General features: G+C 57.7%; 20 protein-coding genes. 12 read left to right on the plus strand and 8 right to left on the minus strand.

Features of this window, described 5'->3' with window-relative positions:
* Positions 1-4: 4 nt before the first annotated feature.
* The gene (locus AC2FIC_RS09860; RefSeq protein ID WP_281994525.1) at positions 5-1,612 is read right to left on the minus strand and encodes a peptide chain release factor 3; all 1,608 of its coding nucleotides are present in this window, start codon (positions 1,610-1,612) and stop codon (positions 5-7) included.
* 109 nt (positions 1,613-1,721) lie between these two features.
* Between AC2FIC_RS09860 and AC2FIC_RS09865 the strand changes: the two genes are divergently transcribed.
* The 8 genes from AC2FIC_RS09865 (at position 1,722) to AC2FIC_RS09900 (ending at position 9,122) form a co-directional block, all read left to right on the plus strand.
* Positions 1,722-2,084, plus strand: a complete 363-nt coding sequence (locus AC2FIC_RS09865) for a nuclear transport factor 2 family protein (protein WP_142633450.1) — start codon at positions 1,722-1,724, stop codon at positions 2,082-2,084.
* A gap of 74 nt (positions 2,085-2,158) precedes the next feature.
* Positions 2,159-2,938: an SDR family oxidoreductase gene (locus AC2FIC_RS09870; protein ID WP_496691343.1), complete on the plus strand. Its 780-nt coding sequence runs from the start codon at positions 2,159-2,161 to the stop codon at positions 2,936-2,938.
* Between the two features lie 2 nt (positions 2,939-2,940).
* Positions 2,941-4,053: a YhaZ family DNA alkylation repair protein gene (locus tag AC2FIC_RS09875; protein ID WP_496691137.1), complete on the plus strand. Its 1,113-nt coding sequence runs from the start codon at positions 2,941-2,943 to the stop codon at positions 4,051-4,053.
* A gap of 90 nt (positions 4,054-4,143) precedes the next feature.
* On the plus strand, positions 4,144-5,190 hold the full coding sequence (locus AC2FIC_RS09880) for a methyltransferase domain-containing protein (RefSeq protein WP_496691138.1): 1,047 nt from the start codon (positions 4,144-4,146) through the stop codon (positions 5,188-5,190).
* Positions 5,191-5,252: 62 nt separating this feature from the next.
* The gene (locus AC2FIC_RS09885; RefSeq protein ID WP_496691139.1) at positions 5,253-6,356 is read left to right on the plus strand and encodes an ABC transporter ATP-binding protein; all 1,104 of its coding nucleotides are present in this window, start codon (positions 5,253-5,255) and stop codon (positions 6,354-6,356) included.
* A 121-nt stretch (positions 6,357-6,477) separates the two neighbouring features.
* The gene (gene surE, locus AC2FIC_RS09890; RefSeq protein ID WP_271947395.1) at positions 6,478-7,260 is read left to right on the plus strand and encodes a 5'/3'-nucleotidase SurE; all 783 of its coding nucleotides are present in this window, start codon (positions 6,478-6,480) and stop codon (positions 7,258-7,260) included.
* Positions 7,257-7,907 carry a protein-L-isoaspartate(D-aspartate) O-methyltransferase gene (locus AC2FIC_RS09895; protein WP_142633458.1) on the plus strand — a complete coding sequence of 217 codons (651 nt, stop codon included), beginning with the start codon at positions 7,257-7,259 and terminating at the stop codon, positions 7,905-7,907. Before surE ends, AC2FIC_RS09895 begins: the two co-directional genes overlap by 4 nt.
* A 63-nt stretch (positions 7,908-7,970) precedes the next feature.
* Positions 7,971-9,122 (plus strand): peptidoglycan DD-metalloendopeptidase family protein, encoded by a 1,152-nt coding sequence (locus tag AC2FIC_RS09900; RefSeq protein WP_496691140.1) that lies wholly within the window; start codon positions 7,971-7,973, stop codon positions 9,120-9,122.
* Positions 9,123-9,185: 63 nt separating this feature from the next.
* Here the strand turns inward: AC2FIC_RS09900 and AC2FIC_RS09905 are convergent, their stop codons facing one another.
* Positions 9,186-9,857: a helix-turn-helix transcriptional regulator gene (locus tag AC2FIC_RS09905; protein ID WP_496870156.1), complete on the minus strand. Its 672-nt coding sequence runs from the start codon at positions 9,855-9,857 to the stop codon at positions 9,186-9,188.
* A gap of 21 nt (positions 9,858-9,878) precedes the next feature.
* Positions 9,879-10,184: a hypothetical protein gene (locus tag AC2FIC_RS09910; RefSeq protein WP_142633465.1), complete on the minus strand. Its 306-nt coding sequence runs from the start codon at positions 10,182-10,184 to the stop codon at positions 9,879-9,881.
* A 219-nt stretch (positions 10,185-10,403) separates the two neighbouring features.
* Between AC2FIC_RS09910 and AC2FIC_RS09915 the strand changes: the two genes are divergently transcribed.
* The 4 genes from AC2FIC_RS09915 to AC2FIC_RS09930 all read left to right on the plus strand — a co-directional run bounded on the left by AC2FIC_RS09915 (position 10,404) and on the right by AC2FIC_RS09930 (position 12,958).
* Positions 10,404-10,619, plus strand: coding sequence for a twin-arginine translocase TatA/TatE family subunit (locus AC2FIC_RS09915; protein ID WP_142633467.1), 216 nt, complete (start codon positions 10,404-10,406; stop codon positions 10,617-10,619).
* A gap of 6 nt (positions 10,620-10,625) precedes the next feature.
* Complete coding sequence (gene tatB, locus AC2FIC_RS09920; protein ID WP_496691142.1) at positions 10,626-11,084, plus strand: Sec-independent protein translocase protein TatB; 459 nt, start codon at positions 10,626-10,628, stop codon at positions 11,082-11,084.
* Positions 11,081-11,998 (plus strand): twin-arginine translocase subunit TatC, encoded by a 918-nt coding sequence (gene tatC, locus AC2FIC_RS09925; protein WP_281971999.1) that lies wholly within the window; start codon positions 11,081-11,083, stop codon positions 11,996-11,998. The genes tatB and tatC overlap by 4 nt, the downstream gene beginning before the upstream one ends.
* Positions 11,999-12,115: 117 nt before the next feature.
* Positions 12,116-12,958, plus strand: coding sequence for an ATP-binding protein (locus tag AC2FIC_RS09930; RefSeq protein ID WP_281972000.1), 843 nt, complete (start codon positions 12,116-12,118; stop codon positions 12,956-12,958).
* A gap of 60 nt (positions 12,959-13,018) precedes the next feature.
* Here AC2FIC_RS09930 and AC2FIC_RS09935 read toward each other — a convergent pair whose 3' ends face one another.
* The 5 genes from AC2FIC_RS09935 to radA form a co-directional block, all read right to left on the minus strand.
* The gene (locus tag AC2FIC_RS09935; RefSeq protein ID WP_496688285.1) at positions 13,019-13,663 is read right to left on the minus strand and encodes an SDR family NAD(P)-dependent oxidoreductase; all 645 of its coding nucleotides are present in this window, start codon (positions 13,661-13,663) and stop codon (positions 13,019-13,021) included.
* 42 nt (positions 13,664-13,705) lie between these two features.
* Complete coding sequence (locus AC2FIC_RS09940) at positions 13,706-13,954, minus strand: hypothetical protein (protein WP_496691143.1); 249 nt, start codon at positions 13,952-13,954, stop codon at positions 13,706-13,708.
* A gap of 252 nt (positions 13,955-14,206) precedes the next feature.
* The gene (gene purF / locus AC2FIC_RS09945; protein ID WP_496691144.1) at positions 14,207-15,730 is read right to left on the minus strand and encodes an amidophosphoribosyltransferase; all 1,524 of its coding nucleotides are present in this window, start codon (positions 15,728-15,730) and stop codon (positions 14,207-14,209) included.
* A 616-nt stretch (positions 15,731-16,346) separates the two neighbouring features.
* Complete coding sequence (locus tag AC2FIC_RS09950; RefSeq protein WP_496691145.1) at positions 16,347-16,934, minus strand: CvpA family protein; 588 nt, start codon at positions 16,932-16,934, stop codon at positions 16,347-16,349.
* A 41-nt stretch (positions 16,935-16,975) separates the two neighbouring features.
* Positions 16,976-18,337, minus strand: coding sequence for a DNA repair protein RadA (gene radA, locus AC2FIC_RS09955; RefSeq protein WP_142633484.1), 1,362 nt, complete (start codon positions 18,335-18,337; stop codon positions 16,976-16,978).
* Between the last annotated feature and the right edge of the window lie 95 nt (positions 18,338-18,432).

Raw genomic sequence — 18,432 nt, forward strand, 5'->3', positions numbered from 1 at the left:
CCTGTCACGCCATCATCTCTTTGGTGGCGGTCAGGTTCAGGTCGGGATAGTCCCGCACGACCCGGTCGATGTCCCACTGCAGGCGAGTCAAATAGACGATGTCGCCGTCATGATCATGAGCGATGTGCTGCTTGTTGGCATTGACGAATTTCTCGACCTCAACCTTTTCACCACTGACCCAGCGGGCGGAGGTGAACTGAGACGCCTCGAACCGTACCGGCAGGCCGTATTCCATCTCAATCCGGCTGGCCAGAACCTCGAATTGCAGCGCGCCAACGACGCCAACGATAAAGCCCGATCCGATCGACGGTTTGAACACCTTGGCCGCGCCTTCCTCGGCGAATTGCATCAGGGCTTTTTCCAGATGCTTGGCTTTCATTGGATCGCCTGGTCTCACGGTCTGCAGCAGTTCCGGCGCAAAGGAAGGGATGCCGGTTACCCGGATCGCTTCGCCCTCGGTCAGCGTATCGCCGATGCGCAGCTGGCCGTGGTTTGGGATGCCGATGATGTCTCCGGCCCAGGCCTCTTCGGCCAGTTCCCGGTCGGATGCAAGAAACAGCACAGGGTTCGAGATTGCCATCGGCTTTTTCGATCGAACATGGGTCAGCTTCATGCCGCGTTTGAAATGGCCCGAGGCCATGCGCACAAATGCCACCCGGTCGCGGTGCTTGGGGTCCATGTTTGCCTGAACCTTGAAGACAAATCCGGACACTTTCTTTTCTTCCGGTGCGATCTGGCGGGGTTCCGCGGACTGTACCTGTGGCTGTGGACCATAGGCGCCGATGCCTTCCATCAGTTCCTTGACGCCGAACGAGTTGATCGCCGAGCCGAACCAGATCGGGGTCATGTGGCCTTCCAATACCGCTTGGGGGTCAAGCGCGGGCAGCAATTCGCGTGCCATCTCAACCTCTTCCAGCAGCTTCTCAAGCAGGTGCTCGGGCACATGTTCAGCCAGCTTGGGGTCGTCCAACCCGTTGATCTGGATGCTTTCGGCCACTTTGTTACGGTCAGCGCGGTCCATCAGCTCCAGCCGGTCGCGAAGCATGTCGTAACAGCCGATAAAGTCGCGGCCGACTCCAATCGGCCAGGCAGCGGGCGTGACGTCGATGGCCAGCATTTCCTGAATTTCGTCGATGATCTCGAACGTATCGCGGCTTTCGCGGTCCATCTTGTTACAGAAGGTCAGGATCGGCAGGTCGCGCAGGCGGCAGACCTCAAACAGTTTCTGGGTCTGGCTTTCCACACCTTTCGCGCCGTCGATCACCATCACGGCCGCGTCCACTGCGGTCAGAGTGCGATAAGTATCTTCCGAGAAATCGCTGTGGCCGGGCGTGTCCACCAGATTGAACCGGAAGTTTCCATAGTCGAAGGACATGGCCGAGGCCGAGACCGAGATCCCGCGATCCTTCTCCATCTGCATGAAATCCGAACGTGTCCGCCGTGCCTCACCCTTGGCGCGTACCTGACCGGCCATCTGGATGGCGCCGCCATACAGCAGGAACTTTTCCGTCAGGGTCGTCTTGCCCGCATCCGGGTGCGAGATGATGGCAAATGTCCGGCGCCGGGCGATCTCGGGCGGCAAGGTGGGTTGGTTCGTGGCGGTATCAAGCATAGTCGCGCGTATAGGCGGGGAATTCTGCCGAAGCAAGACAAAGAGGCTGGTTCGAATCGTCTGCTTGTGGCAATAAGAACATATAGTGAACAAATAATGGAGAGGATCAATGAATTTGAAAGAAATCGCCGATGAGCTGGTGGCGGGATGCCGGGAAAACCGGGCCAAGGCCAATCTGGATAAGCTGTATGCGGCAGATGCCGTTTCGGTTGAGGCCGTCGATGCATCCGGTATGGGACGCGAGGCGCATGGGCGCGACGCGATCCGTGGCAAGCACGATTGGTGGGAGAGTTCGACCGAAGTGACGGGCGGAAACGTCAGTGACCCGATGGTGCATGGCGAAGACCGTTTTGCCGTGATTTTTGAGGTGCAGGGCAAGTTCAAGGAAAGCGGTGAGAGCTTCGATATGCGCGAAGTTGCGCTGTATCACGTCGCGGATGGCAAGATCGTCCGGGAAGAGTTCTTCTACTAACCCCTTGTCATCAATCTGTCTTCCCTGTCTGCTGGGTGAAAGACATGCGGATAATCACAGATGGGGAGGAACAGATGGATCTGGGAATAGGTGGAAAGCGCGCGCTGGTCTGTGCCAGCAGTAAAGGTTTGGGTCTGGGCTGCGCCGAGGCTCTGGCGGCGGCTGGTGTGAATCTGGTGATGAACGCGCGAGGGGCCGACGCGTTAGAGGCTGAAGCCGCGCGTTTGCGCTCGGAATTTGGTGTCGATGTGCAGAGTGTTGCGTGTGATGTGACCTCGGAGGAGGGGCAGGCGCAAGTGATTGCTGCCGCGCAGGGCGTTGATATTCTTGTGACAAATGCTGGCGGTCCGCCTCCGGGCCTGTGGTCAGATTGGCAGCGCGAGGACTTCATCAAGGCGTTGGATGCCAACATGCTGACCCCGATTTCCTTCATGAAGGCCCTGTTGCCCGGCATGATGGATAAGGGCTGGGGCCGGGTGGTTAACATCACCTCGCAATCCGTACGGGCGCCGATTGCCGTTCTTGGCCTGTCTAATGCGGCACGGACCGGGCTAACCGGATATGTGGCCGGAACGTCCAGGCAGGTCGCGCCGCATGGTGTGACAATCAATAACCTGTTGCCGGGGATACATGCGACGGATCGAGCGGATTCTCTGGACGGTGGTGTGGCTGCGCAGCAAGGCATTTCCGTTGACGAGGCACGCGCGCAGCGTGAGGCAACCATCCCCACGCGCCGCTATGGCTCGCGGCAGGAGTTCGGGGCAACCTGCGCGTTTCTGTGTTCGCAGCATGCGGGCTTTATCGTCGGCCAGAACATCCTGTTGGATGGTGGCGCGACCAATCTGACGATGTGACCATGGCTCAAGGGTTTTCACTTAAGGATCAGTTGTTTAATGCGGAAAAGACCGGCTTTCTGGCTGGGCTTTTTGCCGAGGCTGATCCGGGGTTCGATGCGCAGGCGTTTCAAACGCAGGTGATGTCGCGCCTTTTGGAGCTTGAGTTGAAAGAGCGGATGGCCTGGATCGCCGAATGCCTGCAACATCAGGTTCCGGGAGAGCTGCCGACTATCGCTCCGACCCTGCTGCGGGCCTTGCCGCCCCCGCTGGACCGGAACAAAACTGATGATGATTTCGGTGATTTCATCTTTGCGCCTCTGGGGGACTGGGTCGTCAATGTCGGCCTTGATCACCCCGACCTCGCGCTGGATGTTCTGGCTGAACTGACGCAGAGGTTTTCGATGGAATGGGCCATTCGCCCGTTTCTCAATTGCCACGCTGATCTTGTGATGGCGCGGCTGGAGGATTGGTGCGGGCATGACAGCTATCATGTGCGGCGTCTGGTGTCCGAAGGAACCCGCCCGCGTTTGCCTTGGGGGCAGGCGGTGGGGTTGGAATTAACCGACCCGCTGCCTTTGCTGGATCGGCTGCATGAGGATCAAACGCGCTATGTGACGCGGTCGGTGGCCAACCATCTGAACGACATCTCCAAAAAAGACCCGGATATGGTGCTGGACCGCCTGCAGGGCTGGTCTCGTTCACAGCGTCAAGACGCTGACGAGATGCGGTGGATGACCTCTCATACCCTGCGCGGTCTGGTTAAGGCCGGGCACCCACGCGCGATGAAGATGCTGGGATATAACCCTGATGCCGATATACAGGTCTCGGTCACGGTAAATGGGCCCGCAAAGATTGGCGGCGCGCTTGAGTTTGATGTTTCATTGGCTGGTGAGGTGAACCAACCCGTTTTGATTGATTATATCATCCATTTTCAAAGACCTGGCGGCAAAAAATCGGCCAAAGTTCACAAGCTGAAACAGGCCGCGCTAAGGAATGGAAACCTGACCTTGAGCAAAAAGCACAAGCTCAAAGGCGATGCGACCACGTTCAGGCTTGTTCCCGGCGCACATCTTCTGGAGATTCAGGTGAATGGCCGGGTGCGCGCGGATCTGGATTTTGAGCTGCTGGGCTAGCTCAACCTTTCGTCAGATTGCTCGGCTTTTTATTGCACGGTGCGCGGTGCTGGGTTAGCTCAACATCAGTCAGATCAGGGGATGACAGCGATGAAGCATGAATCGGTGCAGAACTACTATGGCGAGGTCCTGCAAAGTAGCGCGGACCTGCAGACCAATGCGTGCTGTACGCCCGACGATATGCCGGATCATCTGAAAAAGATCCTCGCCAAGGTCCATGATGACGTGCTGACCCGCTATTACGGCTGCGGGCTGATCGCGCCGCTGGATCTGGAAGGGATGAGCATCCTTGATCTGGGCTGTGGTGCCGGTCGGGATGTATACGCCCTGTCTGCCATGGTGGGCGAGAAAGGGCGCGTGGTCGGCGTGGATATGACGCCCGAGCAGCTGGATGTCGCTCGTGCGCATCAGGAATATCACGCCGAAACCTTTGGATATGCCCAAAGCAACGTGGAATTTCATCACGGCTACATCGAAAAGCTGGATGAACTGGACTTAAAGGCGGGGTCTTTCGATATCATCGTTTCGAACTGCGTGATCAACCTGGCCACCGATAAGGAGGCCGTTCTGCGCGGCGCGCATCGCCTGCTTAAGGACGGCGGAGAGATGTATTTCTCGGACGTTTATGCGGATCGTCGCGTACCGCAGGCAATGGCCGAGGATGAGGTTCTGTATGGCGAGTGTCTGTCCGGTGCGCTGTACTGGAATGACTTTCTGTCGATGTCTCGCAAAGCCGGTTTCGGCGACCCGCGTCGAGTCACGCACCGCCCCTTGACCATCGAAAACCCGGTTCTTGAGGACCGCGTGGCACCGCTCAAATTCCTGTCAGCCACCTATCGTCTGTTCAAGTTACCTGCGTTGGAACCCGCCTGTGAAGATTATGGTCAGGCCGTGATCTATAAGGGCACTGTCCCCATTGCGGCGCACATGTTTGAGCTGGATGACCACCACGCAATCGCCGCGGGTAAAGTATTTCCGGTGTGCGGCAACACATGGATGATGCTCAAAGACACCCGGTTTGCACGGCATTTCGAGTTCATCGGTGATTTCTCAACCCATTACGGCATCTTCGAAGGCTGCGGTGGTGAAAGCCCATTTGAGGCGACCGGGCAGGCCGAAACGGGCGGCTGCTGCTGATCCCTTGCACCCAAAGGGAGGGGTTGCTATCCCCGCCCAAGCCCGATTGATTTGATCGGGTAATGCTACGGGGTCCATCGGTGACAGTAAACGCAACTCCTCCGCGTCTGGAAATTCGCAATCTGGTCGCCCGGTACGAAGGTCGGGTGGTGGTTGATGACGTCTCGCTGACCGTGCAAGCGGGGCAGGTGACATGCCTGTTGGGGCCGTCAGGGTGCGGCAAGTCGACGACGCTGCGGATGATTGCCGGTGTCGAGATGCAAGAGACAGGCCAGATCTATGTCGATGGCAAGCTGATCTGCGATACGGTGTTCCGTGTCCCGCCTGAGCGGCGCGAGATTGGCCTGATGTTTCAGGACTTTGCCCTGTTCCCGCATCTTAGCGTAGCTGACAATGTTGCCTTTGGCCTGAAGGGTAGCAAAGATGAAAAACGCGCACGCGTGGATGAGTTGCTGGCCAAAGTCGACCTGATGCGTTTCGCAGACAGCTTTCCACATCACTTGTCGGGCGGTGAGCAACAGCGGGTGGCTCTGGCGCGCGCATTGGCCCCACGCCCCCGGATCATGTTGATGGATGAGCCGTTTTCGGGGCTCGATAACCGGTTACGCGATGGAATTCGGGACGAAACTCTGGCGATCCTCAAGGAAGAGGACGCCGCAGTCCTGTTGGTTACCCATGAACCCGAAGAGGCAATGCGTATGGCCGATGAGATCGCCCTGATGCGCCGTGGCAGAATCGTTCAACAGGGTGCGCCTTACAACGTCTACACCCGTCCTGCGGACAAAGCTGCAGTTGCATTCTTTAGCGATATAAATGTGTTAGGCGCGCAAGTTAACGGAGCTTTGGCCGATACGCCATTTGGTCAGTTTCTTGCTCCGGGTGTGCCGGATGGAACGAATGTTGAGATTGTATTTCGGCCTCAGCACGTCCGTTTGGATTTTGATCGCAATGGCAAAGGTCCACTGCCGACACCGACGGACGGGGTAGCCGCGCGTGGTGTGGTCGAACGGGCGCGTTTTCTGGGCAACGAAAGTTTGATTGAATTCCGTATGGACTATGATGATTCAATCTTGAAAGCGACCGTTCCCAACGTGTTTGTCCCGCAAGCGGGGCGGGTCATGTGGCTGACCATTCGCCGCGATCGGTGCTTTGTATTCCCCAAATAGGGTCTAAAACTGCAGTTTAGGCGCAAGTGGTGCGTGAAAGCCTCAGATTGCGCCTGCGGGTTGCTTGCCGCAGTGCGGGGCTGGGTCTATCAAGGAAAAAACGCTGCGGTGGATGGGGCATATGCGTATTCTTCTAACCAATGATGACGGGATCAATGCGCCGGGGCTTATCGCACTCGAGGCGATTGCTGCCGATCTGGCCGGACCGGATGGTGAAGTCTGGGTCGTTGCGCCCGCTTTCGAGCAATCCGGCGTGGGGCATTGCATCAGCTACACGCACCCGATGATGGTTGCCAAGCTGGGAGAACGCCGTTTTGCTGCGGAAGGATCACCAGCTGATTGTGTCTTGGCCGGTTTGCACGATGTGATGAAGGACGCGCCACCCGACCTGGTATTATCTGGTGTGAACCGTGGGAACAACTCGGCCGAGAATACACTGTATTCTGGCACAGTCGGGGGCGCGATGGAGGCGGCCCTGCAGGGGGTTCCGGCTATTGCCCTGTCTCAATATTTCGGTCCGCGCAATTTGGGGCTGGATGACCCGTTCGAATCCGCGACCCGATTTGGTGCCGAGCTGGTTCGTAAGATACTGGGGGCGACGCCGGCAGAACAAGGCGATTACCGTTTGTTTTACAACGTCAATTTCCCCCCAGTGCCTGCGGATGAAGTACTGGGCACCCGGATCGCCCCTCAGGGTTATCGGCGTGACACACATTTCTCGGTCGAGCCGCACAGCTCACCTTCGGGGCGGCGGTTTCTGTGGATCAAGGGCGGGTATCAACACAACCCGACTGCACCTGGGACGGATGCTGCCGTCAATCTGGCAGGCTATATCTCGGTCACACCAATGCGTGCGGATCTGACGGCGCATGACGCGCTGGAAGCGTTAAAGTCGATCGAATGAGCGGACTGGACCCTGAAACAACCATGCAGTTCCTGTTTGCCCTGCGCTCGCGCGGAGTGACGGATGCTCGCGTGCTGGCAGCAATGGAGCAGATAGATCGCGGCAGATTTGTCAAAGGCCTGTTTGCAGAACGCGCCTATGAGGATACGCCGCTGCCGATTGCGTGCGGCCAGACGATCAGCCAACCGTCTGTCGTTGGGCTGATGACGCAGGCGCTGGAAGTACGTCCGCGTGATACCGTGCTCGAGATCGGGACCGGATCGGGCTATCAGGCCGCGATCCTGTCGAAACTGGCACGCCGGGTATACACGGTCGAGCGTCATAAGCGACTTGTGCGCGAAACCGGCCAGTTGTTCCGTGATTTGGGGCTGACAAATGTGACGGCAATGTTGTCGGATGGTTCGTTTGGTCTGCCCGAGCAAGCCCCGTTTGATCGTATCATCGTGACTGCAGCTGCCGAGGACCCGCCCGGGCCGCTCTTGGCGCAGCTCAAAATCGGCGGTATCATGGTTTTGCCGGTGGGGCAGTCGGATACGGTCCAGACTTTGATCAGGGTCCGACGCACCGAATCCGGTTTGGACTATGACGAATTGTTGCCTGTCCGTTTTGTGCCCTTGTTAGAAGGGCTTGGGAAGGATGGAGCTTAAAGGAATATTCTGCAAAATGCGCCGGAACCCCGATGAACAGGGGCAGGTGTCGAGGACAATAAAATGAGAGCAGTTTCCAAATCAGCAATGCGCCGCTGTGCGTTAGGAGTGGCTAGCCTTGCAATCCTGGCTGGGTGCGAAGGGCCGCTGGACTATGATCTTCGCGGACAGGTAGGCGGTTTTTCCACCGCCGAAGCAGCACAGTCGGCGACGACCAACCGACCCGCACCGGATGCCAGGGGTGTCATCACATATCCGACCTATCAAGTGGCGATTGCTCGCCGCGGTGACACTGTCAGAGACTTGGCCGCAAGGGTTGGTTTGCCTGAAGGAGAGCTTGCGCGTTTCAATGGTCTAATGCCTACCGATTCCCTGCGCGAGGGCGAAGTTGTGGCACTGCCCCAGACGGTCGGTTCCGCAAGCTCTGTCGATATTGCGACGATAGCTGGTACGGCAATCGACGAAGTCCCCGCAAATGGCTCGGTCCGTACATCAACGCTTAAACCCGCAAAACCTGCGGCGGCACCGGCACCAACCGGTCCCGAACCGATCCGCCACAAGGTGAAACGTGGTGAAACGGCATTTACAATTTCACGCCTCTATGACGTTCCCGTTGAGGCGCTGTCAGACTGGAATGGATTGGATTCCGATTTTACCGTCCGCGAAGGCCAGTTCCTTCTGATCCCGGTGAAAAGCCAATCCGCACCGCGCAAAGCTGCTGTGCCTGCAACGAATGTGACACAGCCCGGCCAGGGGTCTCCGACACCGACGCCGCCCAGTGCTACGCAGCCCTTGCCTGACGAAACCATTTCCCCGGCCACTCCGGCGCCTGATGTGACCGCCGAGGCACCAACAAACCAAAGCAATTCGGCGCTTGGGCTTCCTGTGAACGGTACGATTATCCGCACCTATCAAAAGGGAAAAAACGAGGGGATCGACATCGCAGCGGCCGCAGGATCGCCTGTAATGGCGGCAGAGGCGGGAACTGTTGCGGCGATCACTGCTGATGCAGATCAGGTTCCGATCATCGTTGTTAAACACAACAGTGATCTGCTGACCGTCTATGCCAATGTGGCAGATATCACGGTCAAGAAAGGGGATCGCGTGCGACGAGGGCAGAAGATTGCCTCGCTGCGGAGCGGGGACAACGCCTATGTCCATTTCGAAGTGCGCAAAGGCTTCGAATCTGTAGATCCAGAGCCCTATCTGAAATGATAAGAATGGCCCCGTCAGGGCCATGCCGCTGGCAGGGATAATCCCAACCCGATGACGGCAGGGTTAAGCGTATGGGTCGTAATCGCTCAGACGCTTTCCCGGCTCGTCTGCAAAAATCTCGGGCAGGGGAAGGACGGTTTCGATCAGGTCAATTCGGAAGACCCGGAAACCATCGCGGAGTTCACACCAGGAAGTCAGCGTCCAGACTCGTCCCCAATACTCCATATGCAATGGCCGAATGGTGCGCTCGGTCAGCACGCCGTCGATCCTGCGGTAACTCAGACGTAATTTTTGTCGTGATTTGATGGCGGCGCGGATCGGGGCCATATGCGCCAGCCCGCGTGCGGCATCGGCAAAGGGGTATACCGCAAATTTCCAGCTGTCAGCCTCGGAAATCACCTGTGTCGGCAGCACGGCGTCGATCTTTTCAGCCAAAGACTCGGCGGCGGTTTTCAAGTCGGGGTCGGCGGCCTCGGCCACGATTGCCATGCCAAGGTTCAGCGCTTCCAGTTCGGCCGGGGTCAGATTCAGCGGGGGCAGGGTGATCTGCTCACGCACCATATAGCCCACGCCGCGCTCACCTTCGACCGGAACGCCCGAGGCGGCCAGCGTATCCATGTCGCGATAGATCGTGCGGACCGACACCTCAAGCCGGTCCGCAATGTCCTGCGCGCGATGCAGTTTACCGTCGCGCAGGATCTGGATGATATCGAACAGCCGGTCACTGCGGCGCATGACACGCCGCTCTGACCGGGGTTATGCGGTCATGTTCCATAGCACGTTCTCGTGGCGCATCTGCATGCCTTCGGGGTTGATCGCTGCGATCAGTGCGGGCGCAAAACCCTGCTGCGGGAACTGCGCAGCTGCGTCCTGTGCGGCCTTCATATCGGTCCAGATCACGTAGTCAGTCCAGCGCCCGTCTTCGCCTTGACTGAGTTGACGATGGGCAAACCCCGGAGCTGCGCGTACAAAGGCTTCGGACGCTTGGCTGAGTTTTACAAACTCTTCCGGGGTTGTCCCGTTGGCGAGGGTGAAGGTGACGATTTCTGCAACATGGGTCATGTGAATCTCCGTTGACCAGGTTTCGATACCGCCTACCTAGCCCCTATCAACTGACACAAACCTGTCAGTTGATCAATCCGAGGCCGTAAAAAACATCGGATCGGATCAAATTTGAACGCAGATTTGAACCAACTCACTTTTGCAGGCGGGCCAGCGGGCGTAGACACGGACCCAGATCACATTTCCGGCGTACGGCGCCGATGTTATAGGAGAAGAGAGATGCTCAACAATATTGGCCTTCCCGGCATTCTGCTGATCGCAGTTGTGGTTCTGGTGCTATTCGGCCGTGGCAAAATCAGCTCGTTGATGGGCGAAGTGGGCAAAGGCATTACGTCATTCAAGAAGGGCGTCAAAGAAGGCGCAGAGGAACTGGATCAGGATGCATCCGAGCTGGCCAAGGACGTCACGCCCGAGACCGACAAAGACAAGGTCTGATCCGGTATGTTTGATCTGGGCATGACCGAGCTTCTGGTCATCGGCGTTGTCGCCCTGATCGTTGTGGGGCCAAAAGACCTGCCGGTGCTGTTTCGCAATGTTGGCCGCTGGGTCGGCAAGGCCCGTGGCATGGCGCGCGAATTCAGTAGTGCCATGAACGAGGCGGCGGATCAGGCCGGTGTGAATGACATCAAAAAAGGTCTCAACGCGGCCACCAACCCTGTAGGCAGCGCCATGGATGGTGTGAAAGAAGCCGCGCAGGACCTGGCCAAAAGTATCGACCCCACCAAGTTTGACCCCGATAGCGAGACCGGTAAGCTGGCCGCCGAACGGGCCGAACAGGCCAAGAAAATCCAGGCCTCGACCGCACGCGCTGCGGCCGAGCGGAAGGCGAAAGAAGCCGCCGACGCGCTGGCCAAGGCTGAAGAGGCCGAAGCCGCGCTGAAAACCGAAGGCAAATCATGACCGACACAGACGAGATCGAAGACAGCTCGGCCCCATTGATCGAGCATCTGGCGGAACTGCGCACGCGGTTGATCCGCGCGGTCATTGCCTTTGTAATTGGCATTGTCCTGGCCTTTACGGTCGCGGAACCTATCCTGCAATTCCTGGTCCAACCAATCGAGGCAACGCTGCGCGATCTGGGCGATCCGTCTCCGACTTTGCAATATACCTCGCCACAGGAATATCTGTTTACGCTGTTCCGAATTTCGATGGTCTTTGGCTTCGCGCTGGCCTTCCCGGTGATTTCCTATCAGCTGTGGCGCTTTGTGGCACCTGGTCTGTACCGGTCTGAGAAGGGCGCTTTCCTGCCATTCCTGGTCGCCTCACCGTTCATGTTCCTGCTGGGGGCATCTTTTGCACAATTCGTGGTAACGCCGCTGGCCATGCAGTTCTTTTTGGGCTTTGCGGATGTCAGTTCGATTTTTGCCAATCTGTTGTCGGCGACTACCGGAGATGTTCCGGAAGAGATCGTGGTTGTGCCCGAAACCACCGAGGGCGTGAAGATCACGTTCTTCGGCAAGGTGAATGAATCGCTGGATATCACGCTGAAATTCATCCTTGCCTTTGGTCTGTGTTTCCAACTGCCTGTGCTGCTGACCTTGATGGGTAAGGCCGGACTTGTCAGCGCCGAGGGTTTGGGCAGTGTCCGAAAATACGCCATGGTAGGTATTCTGGTGCTTGCTGCCCTTGTGACACCGCCAGACGTGATCACTCAGATCATCCTGTTTGTCGTGGTCTATGGCCTCTATGAGGTGTCGATCTTCCTTGTCGCCCGAGTTGAGAGAAAGCGCGAGGCCGAGTTGCGCGCAGAAGGATACTATGACGGCGAAGAAGAGGCGGATGCCGATATCATCCACGAAGAAGACGGCAAATAAAGCTGCGATCAAGCAATGAACAGGCGCGCCCAGCCCGGCGCGCCTTTTTCATGCGCCGCTCTTGTCGCGCCGGGCGGAACATGGTTTGAGACCCTGCAGACACGACCGGAGGCCCCAATGGATGACCAAGCTCTGAACCGTATTGCCGACGCGCTGGATCGCATGGCCCCGGCGCCTCTGGCCGCGCCCGATTTTGCCGCAGCTCCGGCTTTTGTCTGGCATGTCGAACCCGACCGCCTGGAACCGGTTAAGCAGGTCAATCGGGTCGATTTGGATCTCTTGGTGGGTATCAACCGGTCTCGCGATACACTATTGGACAATACACGCCGCTTTGCCGCTGGATTTAAGGCCAACAATGCGCTGCTCTGGGGCGCGCGTGGTATGGGCAAATCCAGCCTTGTCAAAGCGGTCCACGGCACCTTGCAGAACGAACATCCTGATCTGAAACTGGTTGAGCTGCAGCGCGAGGATATGGGCTCGGTCGCGCGGCTGCTGAACCATCTACGTGCAGCGCCGCATCGGTTCATCCTGTACTGTGATGACCTGTCCTTCAGCCACGATGATCAGCACTACAAATCGCTCAAGGCAGTGCTGGACGGTGGCATCGAAGGTCGCCCGGAAAATGTGGTGTTCTACGCCACCTCAAACCGCCGCCACCTGATGCCGCGGGATATGATCGAAAATGAACGTTCCAGCGCCATCAACCCGTCTGAGGCCGTAGAAGAGAAGGTCTCACTGTCGGACCGGTTCGGGCTATGGCTGGGTTTCCATCCTTGCGATCAGGACGAATACCTTGCCATGATCGACCGCTATTGTGCTTCTTACGGCGTATCGGTCGACGCAAACACCCTGCGCGCCGAAGCGATCGAATGGCAGGCCACACGTGGCGCGCGCTCGGGACGTGTGGCATGGCAATTCTTCGTCGATCTGGCCGGAAGAAACGGTGTTCACATCGCGTAATTCGCCGGCTTCATCTGGCTAAAAATACCTCCGCCGGAGGCATAGCCCTATGGGCCATTCCTATAACAGAGCCAGAATACGCGCCGCTTCATCTGCGGTGCTGGTCAATGCCTCCCGATCCTCACCGGGATGAAACCGGGCACGCACGGCAGTTGGCATGGCAGCCGGTTCCACGATGCTCACACGCGGCCCGGTGCGCTCAGTTTCCAGCGCCCAGCTACGGGCCAGAGCCATCTGCGCCGCCTTGGTGGCACCGTAGATGCCATAGAATTTCTCACCCGCCTTCGGATCATCGAAAAACACCGCATGGCCGGCCTCACCCAGCAAAGGCGCAACATAGGGGATCAGGACCGACGTGGCGGTTGCGTTGGTGTTAATGGCTTTGGTCCATTCCTTGGGGTCAATGAAATGGGTCGGCGTCAGGGCCGAAGTGTGAACCGCAGTATGCAGCCACAGGTCCACCTTGCCCCAGCGATCATGGATGCCACGACACAGAGTGGCCATCGCATTCGGGTCGGCAATGTCCATAGGGGCCAGGGTGGCTGAACCGCCCTTTGCTTTGATGCGGTCGTCCAGTTCTTCCAACCCGCCGGTGGTGCGGGCGACAGCGACGATGTGGTACTCTGGTGCCAGCGCCTCGGCCAGGGCAGCGCCCAGCCCGCGAGAGGCCCCGGTGATGAGGGCGATTTTAGTCTGATCGGTCATGACTGCGGTTTGAACCCAAGCGCGCAGCGCGTCAAGACAGGATTAGCTGCCCGGGATCGCTATGCGCGTCGTCTGACCGCTTTGTCGCAGCATGATGCCCTCGGCATCAATGGCCACAATAGTACCCGAAGACACACGGCTGCCCAGCTTGACCTCTTTGACCCGGCCAGAAGACATCCGCATCAGCGCGCGCATATCGGCTTTTGGCCCAAACACCCCAAGCAGGGTGACAGAGTTCTTGCTAAGCGCGCCCTGTTGCGTGGCCGCGATTGTAACGGTTTTGTTTGACATAGAGTGCGGTTGCGGCACGCGGCCCCAACCCCTTTTGATGAGTGGTTGGAGCCGGACTATCAAACGCAACAAGGGAACAAAAGGTCCGGTGAATTGTCCGTTCCGTCACTTTCAAAAGGTAGTCGGTGAACCCATTGCGATTGCATTTCCTTCGCCAAAAAGTTGTGCGCGGAAACTAAGCGAATTTACACCGATGCAGGTCGGAAACCGCCCGGCTTGAACCGGGCAGAGAGCTACCGATTCGCCGGGAACTTATCCCGAAGCCAGCTTGGCCGCGTTCCAGGATCCGCCGGGCACCTGCATGTCTTCACGTTTCTTACTAACGCGTGAACTGCTCTCGAGCGTATCCAGATAGTCTTTGCTGACGCTTCCGGTGATGTATTTTCCGTCAAAACACGAACAGTCGAACGCTTCGATTTCTGGATTTCCTTCCTTGGCGGCCCAGATCAGATCGTCCAGATGCTGATAGATCAGGGCGTCTGCACCCAGCTCCTGCCGGATTTCCTCGACCTCTTTGCCATGGGCAATCAGCTCATGTTTGGTGGGCATGTCGATGCCATAGACATTCGGGTATTTCACCGGCGGTGAGGCGCTGGCAATGTAGACCTTCGTGGCTCCAGCCTCGCGGCACATTTGCACAATCTTCTTGATCGTGTTCCCGCGGACGATGGAATCGTCGATCAACAGAACATTGTGGCCGTCAAACTCTAGCGGAACCGCATTCAGTTTGCGGCGCACGGATTTCTGACGTTCGGCCTGACCGGGCATGATGAACGTTCGTCCGACATAGCGGTTCTTTACCAGTCCTTCGCGATAGGGGATGCCGGTGATCTTGGCCGCCTCAAGCGCGACGGGGCGGGCGCTGTCTGGGACCGGGATGATCCGATCAATCTCAAGCCCTGATTCCTGGATCTGTTTGGCCAGCGTCTGCCCCATACGCATCTGCGTTTTATAGACAGAGACGCCGTCCAAGAGAGAATCCGGACGCGCGAGATAGACATATTCAAAGATACAGGGTGTCAGCTTGCCTTCGACCGCCTGGAATTCGTGCATGTTGCCGTCCAGGTCGATCAGGATCGCTTCACCAGGGCGCAGGTCGCGCATCTTGTTGAAGCCGTTGATGCCAAAGGCCACATCTTCCGAGGCAAACGCAAAGTCGTCGCCACCGCTTTCGGTTTCGCGGATGGCCACCGAGAGCGGGCGAATTCCGTGCGGGTCGCGGAAGGCCAGCATTCCGACACCTGCAATCAGGCAGATCACCGAATAGGCGCCCTGTACCCGTTCCATCGTCATCTTCACACCGGCAAAGATATTGCGAATGGGCTCGGCGTTGCCATTGACCTTGATTGCGTCAGCGACCTTGTCCGCCAGAACGTTCAACAGAATTTCCGAATCTGACGTTGTGCGCAGGTGGCGGCTGTATTTTCCAGTGACCTTCTCACGCTGTGCGGCAGTGTTGGTGATATTGCCGTTATGAACCAGGTAGATGCCATACGGGGCATTCACGAAGAACGGCTGCGCCTCGGCCGCGCTGAGCGACCCGGCGGTCGGATAGCGCACATGGCCAATGCCGACCTTTCCAAGCAGGGTATCGGCGTCCTGAGCGTTAAACACGTCCTTGACCAGCCCGTTGGCCTTCTTTTCGCGGAAGAACTCTCCGGTATACGTGACGATACCCGATGCATCCTGACCCCGGTGCTGTAGCATCAGAAGCCCGTCATAGATTTCCGCAAACACATCATGTGTTCTGCTTGCGATCCCCAAAATCCCACACATGTACGGGCTCCAAATTACTATGACGATTTAAGTTGTGGCGGTGTTCGGAACATCAGCATGGCGGTGTCTTTGCCTGATACTTCCCATAGATCTTGGGATGCAGACGCGCCCTGGCCGCAAGCGGCAGGCGCGAAAGAAAACAGATACAGCAAGATCGGCAGCTCCGATTCCATGTCAGTTCGGACTTCACATAAAGCCTTACGGAGGCTGTGTCATCAAAGGATCACATTTGCGATTTGACGCAGGTGGAATTTGCCACAATGGCCGAACAAAAGGTGACAGATTTCGCAGCTTGTGCTGTCATAGAGGAAACAATCCGAAACAATAGTTTCTTCAAGCCAAGCGGATTTCAGACATGTGGCAAAACAATCAAGGTCAGAAAAAGCAAGAACCGGTAAAACGCCGGTGCCACCGATGCCGTGGAATGGGGCGCGCACCCTGTCAGATTTGCGGAGGCGCAGGTGAAGTGATCAAAAGTCGGGACATTTTTGGCAAGCCCGTCATGTCCCGTTGCGAAGGGTGCTTTGGTCTGAAAAACATCAGATGCACTGTTTGCGCCGGAGAAGGGTTTGTCTAAGCCGAATTGAAAAAGCCCGGCTTTGACCGGGCTTTTGCTTTATTCCGTTGCAGGTGCGTCGGATGGATCGGCGCTTTCACCACAGCTGGCTACCAGTTCTTCATATTGGGATGTTACCCACCCCAGCGCGGCTTCGGGGTTTTGCTCTTCGATTTTGTCGCTGAATTGTTCAAACACTTTGGCTGACCGGCTTTCGTCGACGATGGTGTAGGATTGGCCCGTCATGACTGTGTCATAGACGAAGAAGGCAATCGCCACCAAAAGGATGCCGCGCGCGATTCCAAAGAAAAACCCAAGTGCCTGATCCAAGCCGCCCAGCGCAGACCGTTGCACAAGAGATGAGAACAGTGGGGTAAATATACTAACCACGATCAGGGCAATGGCAAACACGCCAGCGAACCCGGTGATAACCGACAATTCACAACTGTCGCGCAGGAAATCTCCGACAACGGGGATTTCTTTGACCAGTGGAACGGCCTGTGGTGCGAAAATGAATGCCAAAACTGCCGCCGCAACCCATCCCGCGATCGCGAGAATTTCCCGCAACAGGCCACGGGAATAGGCCAGCAGACCCGATATAACGATGATCAGGGCAACTACCCCGTCAATTATTGTAAAACCTTCCATGGCCCTCGCCCGTAATTTTTTCTGCCCCTCAAGGCGTTACCTTAACCTGCTCCGAAGGTTTCGCCAACAAACCCTACCAAATCAGAGGGCCGGGTGAGTGTCAGACCTGCCACAGTACCGGTTTTCCCGCCTGCCGGAGCTATGGCGGATGTGAAACCAAGTTTTTGGGCTTCTTTCAACCTGTTTTCTGTCTGAGGGGCCGGTCTAAGTGCCCCGGACAACGAGATTTCTCCGAAAACGACGGTGTCCGTTGGCAGGGCTGTGTCCTCGCGCGCGCTGAGTAGCGCGGCAGCAACGGCAAGGTCCGCGGCTGGCTCCGTGATTTTAAGCCCGCCTGCGACGTTGAGATAGACATCAAGCCCGGCAAAGGGGATGCCGCAGCGGGCTTCGAGCACGGCAAGGATCATTGCCAGCCGTCCGCTGTCCCAGCCGACGACGGTTCGGCGAGGCTGAGAGTGGGGGGATGGGGCAACCAGCGCCTGAAGCTCGACCAGAACCGGCCGTGTCCCTTCGATACCAGCAAATACGGCCGATCCGGGGCTGGGCTTGCCGCGTTCAGATAGAAACAGGGCCGACGGGTTTGTGACTTGTGCCAGACCCTTGCCTGTCATCTCGAACACGCCAATCTCATCGGCTGGACCAAACCGGTTCTTGACCGCGCGCAGAATGCGGAACTGATGCCCGCGTTCGCCTTCGAAATAAAGAACGGTATCAACCATGTGTTCAACCACGCGGGGGCCAGCGATCTGACCATCTTTAGTGACATGGCCAACCATGATGATTGAAACTCCGTGTCGTTTCGCAAACGTGGTCAATTCATGTGCTGCGGCGCGGACTTGTGACACTGAACCCGGTGCGCTGTCGACGTTGTCGGCCCACATGGTTTGAATTGAGTCGATGATTGCGAGACCGGGTTTCTCGGCTTCCAGCGTGGTGAGGATGTTACGCAGGTTGGTTTCGGCGGCCAGTTGCACGGGCGCATCTTCAAGCCCTAACCGGCGCGCGCGCATCCTAACCTGCGCGCTGGCTTCCTCGCCCGAGACGTAAATGGTTTTCACACCTGCACGCGAGAACCGGGCCGCGGCCTGCAGCAAAAGGGTGGATTTGCCGATGCCCGGATCCCCACCTACCAGCAAGGCCGAGGCGGGGACGAGTCCGCCTCCCAGCACGCGATCCAGCTCCTCGACCCCGCAGAGTGTGCGGGGTGGGGGCGTTTCCTCGGTCGACAGGTCCGTGAGTGTGATAGACTGGCCGCGCTTACCACCGAGGGATTTTTTGGCCGGGCCAGCCGAAAGGGGTACGTCTTGCGTGATGGAATTCCATTCACCGCAACCGTCACAGCGCCCGGACCACCGTGAATGAGTGGCACCGCAGGCCGAGCATGAAAAAGTTGTCTTTGCCATGGCGCCCTTGGTGCCCGAGGAATGGCGGTTCTTCAAGCCCTCGTGGGCCTTCATCTCCACCGGTAGCGCGCCATATCCTCAGGCCCGTTTGGGCC

The organism is Ruegeria sp. CDSC079 (assembly GCF_059610505.1).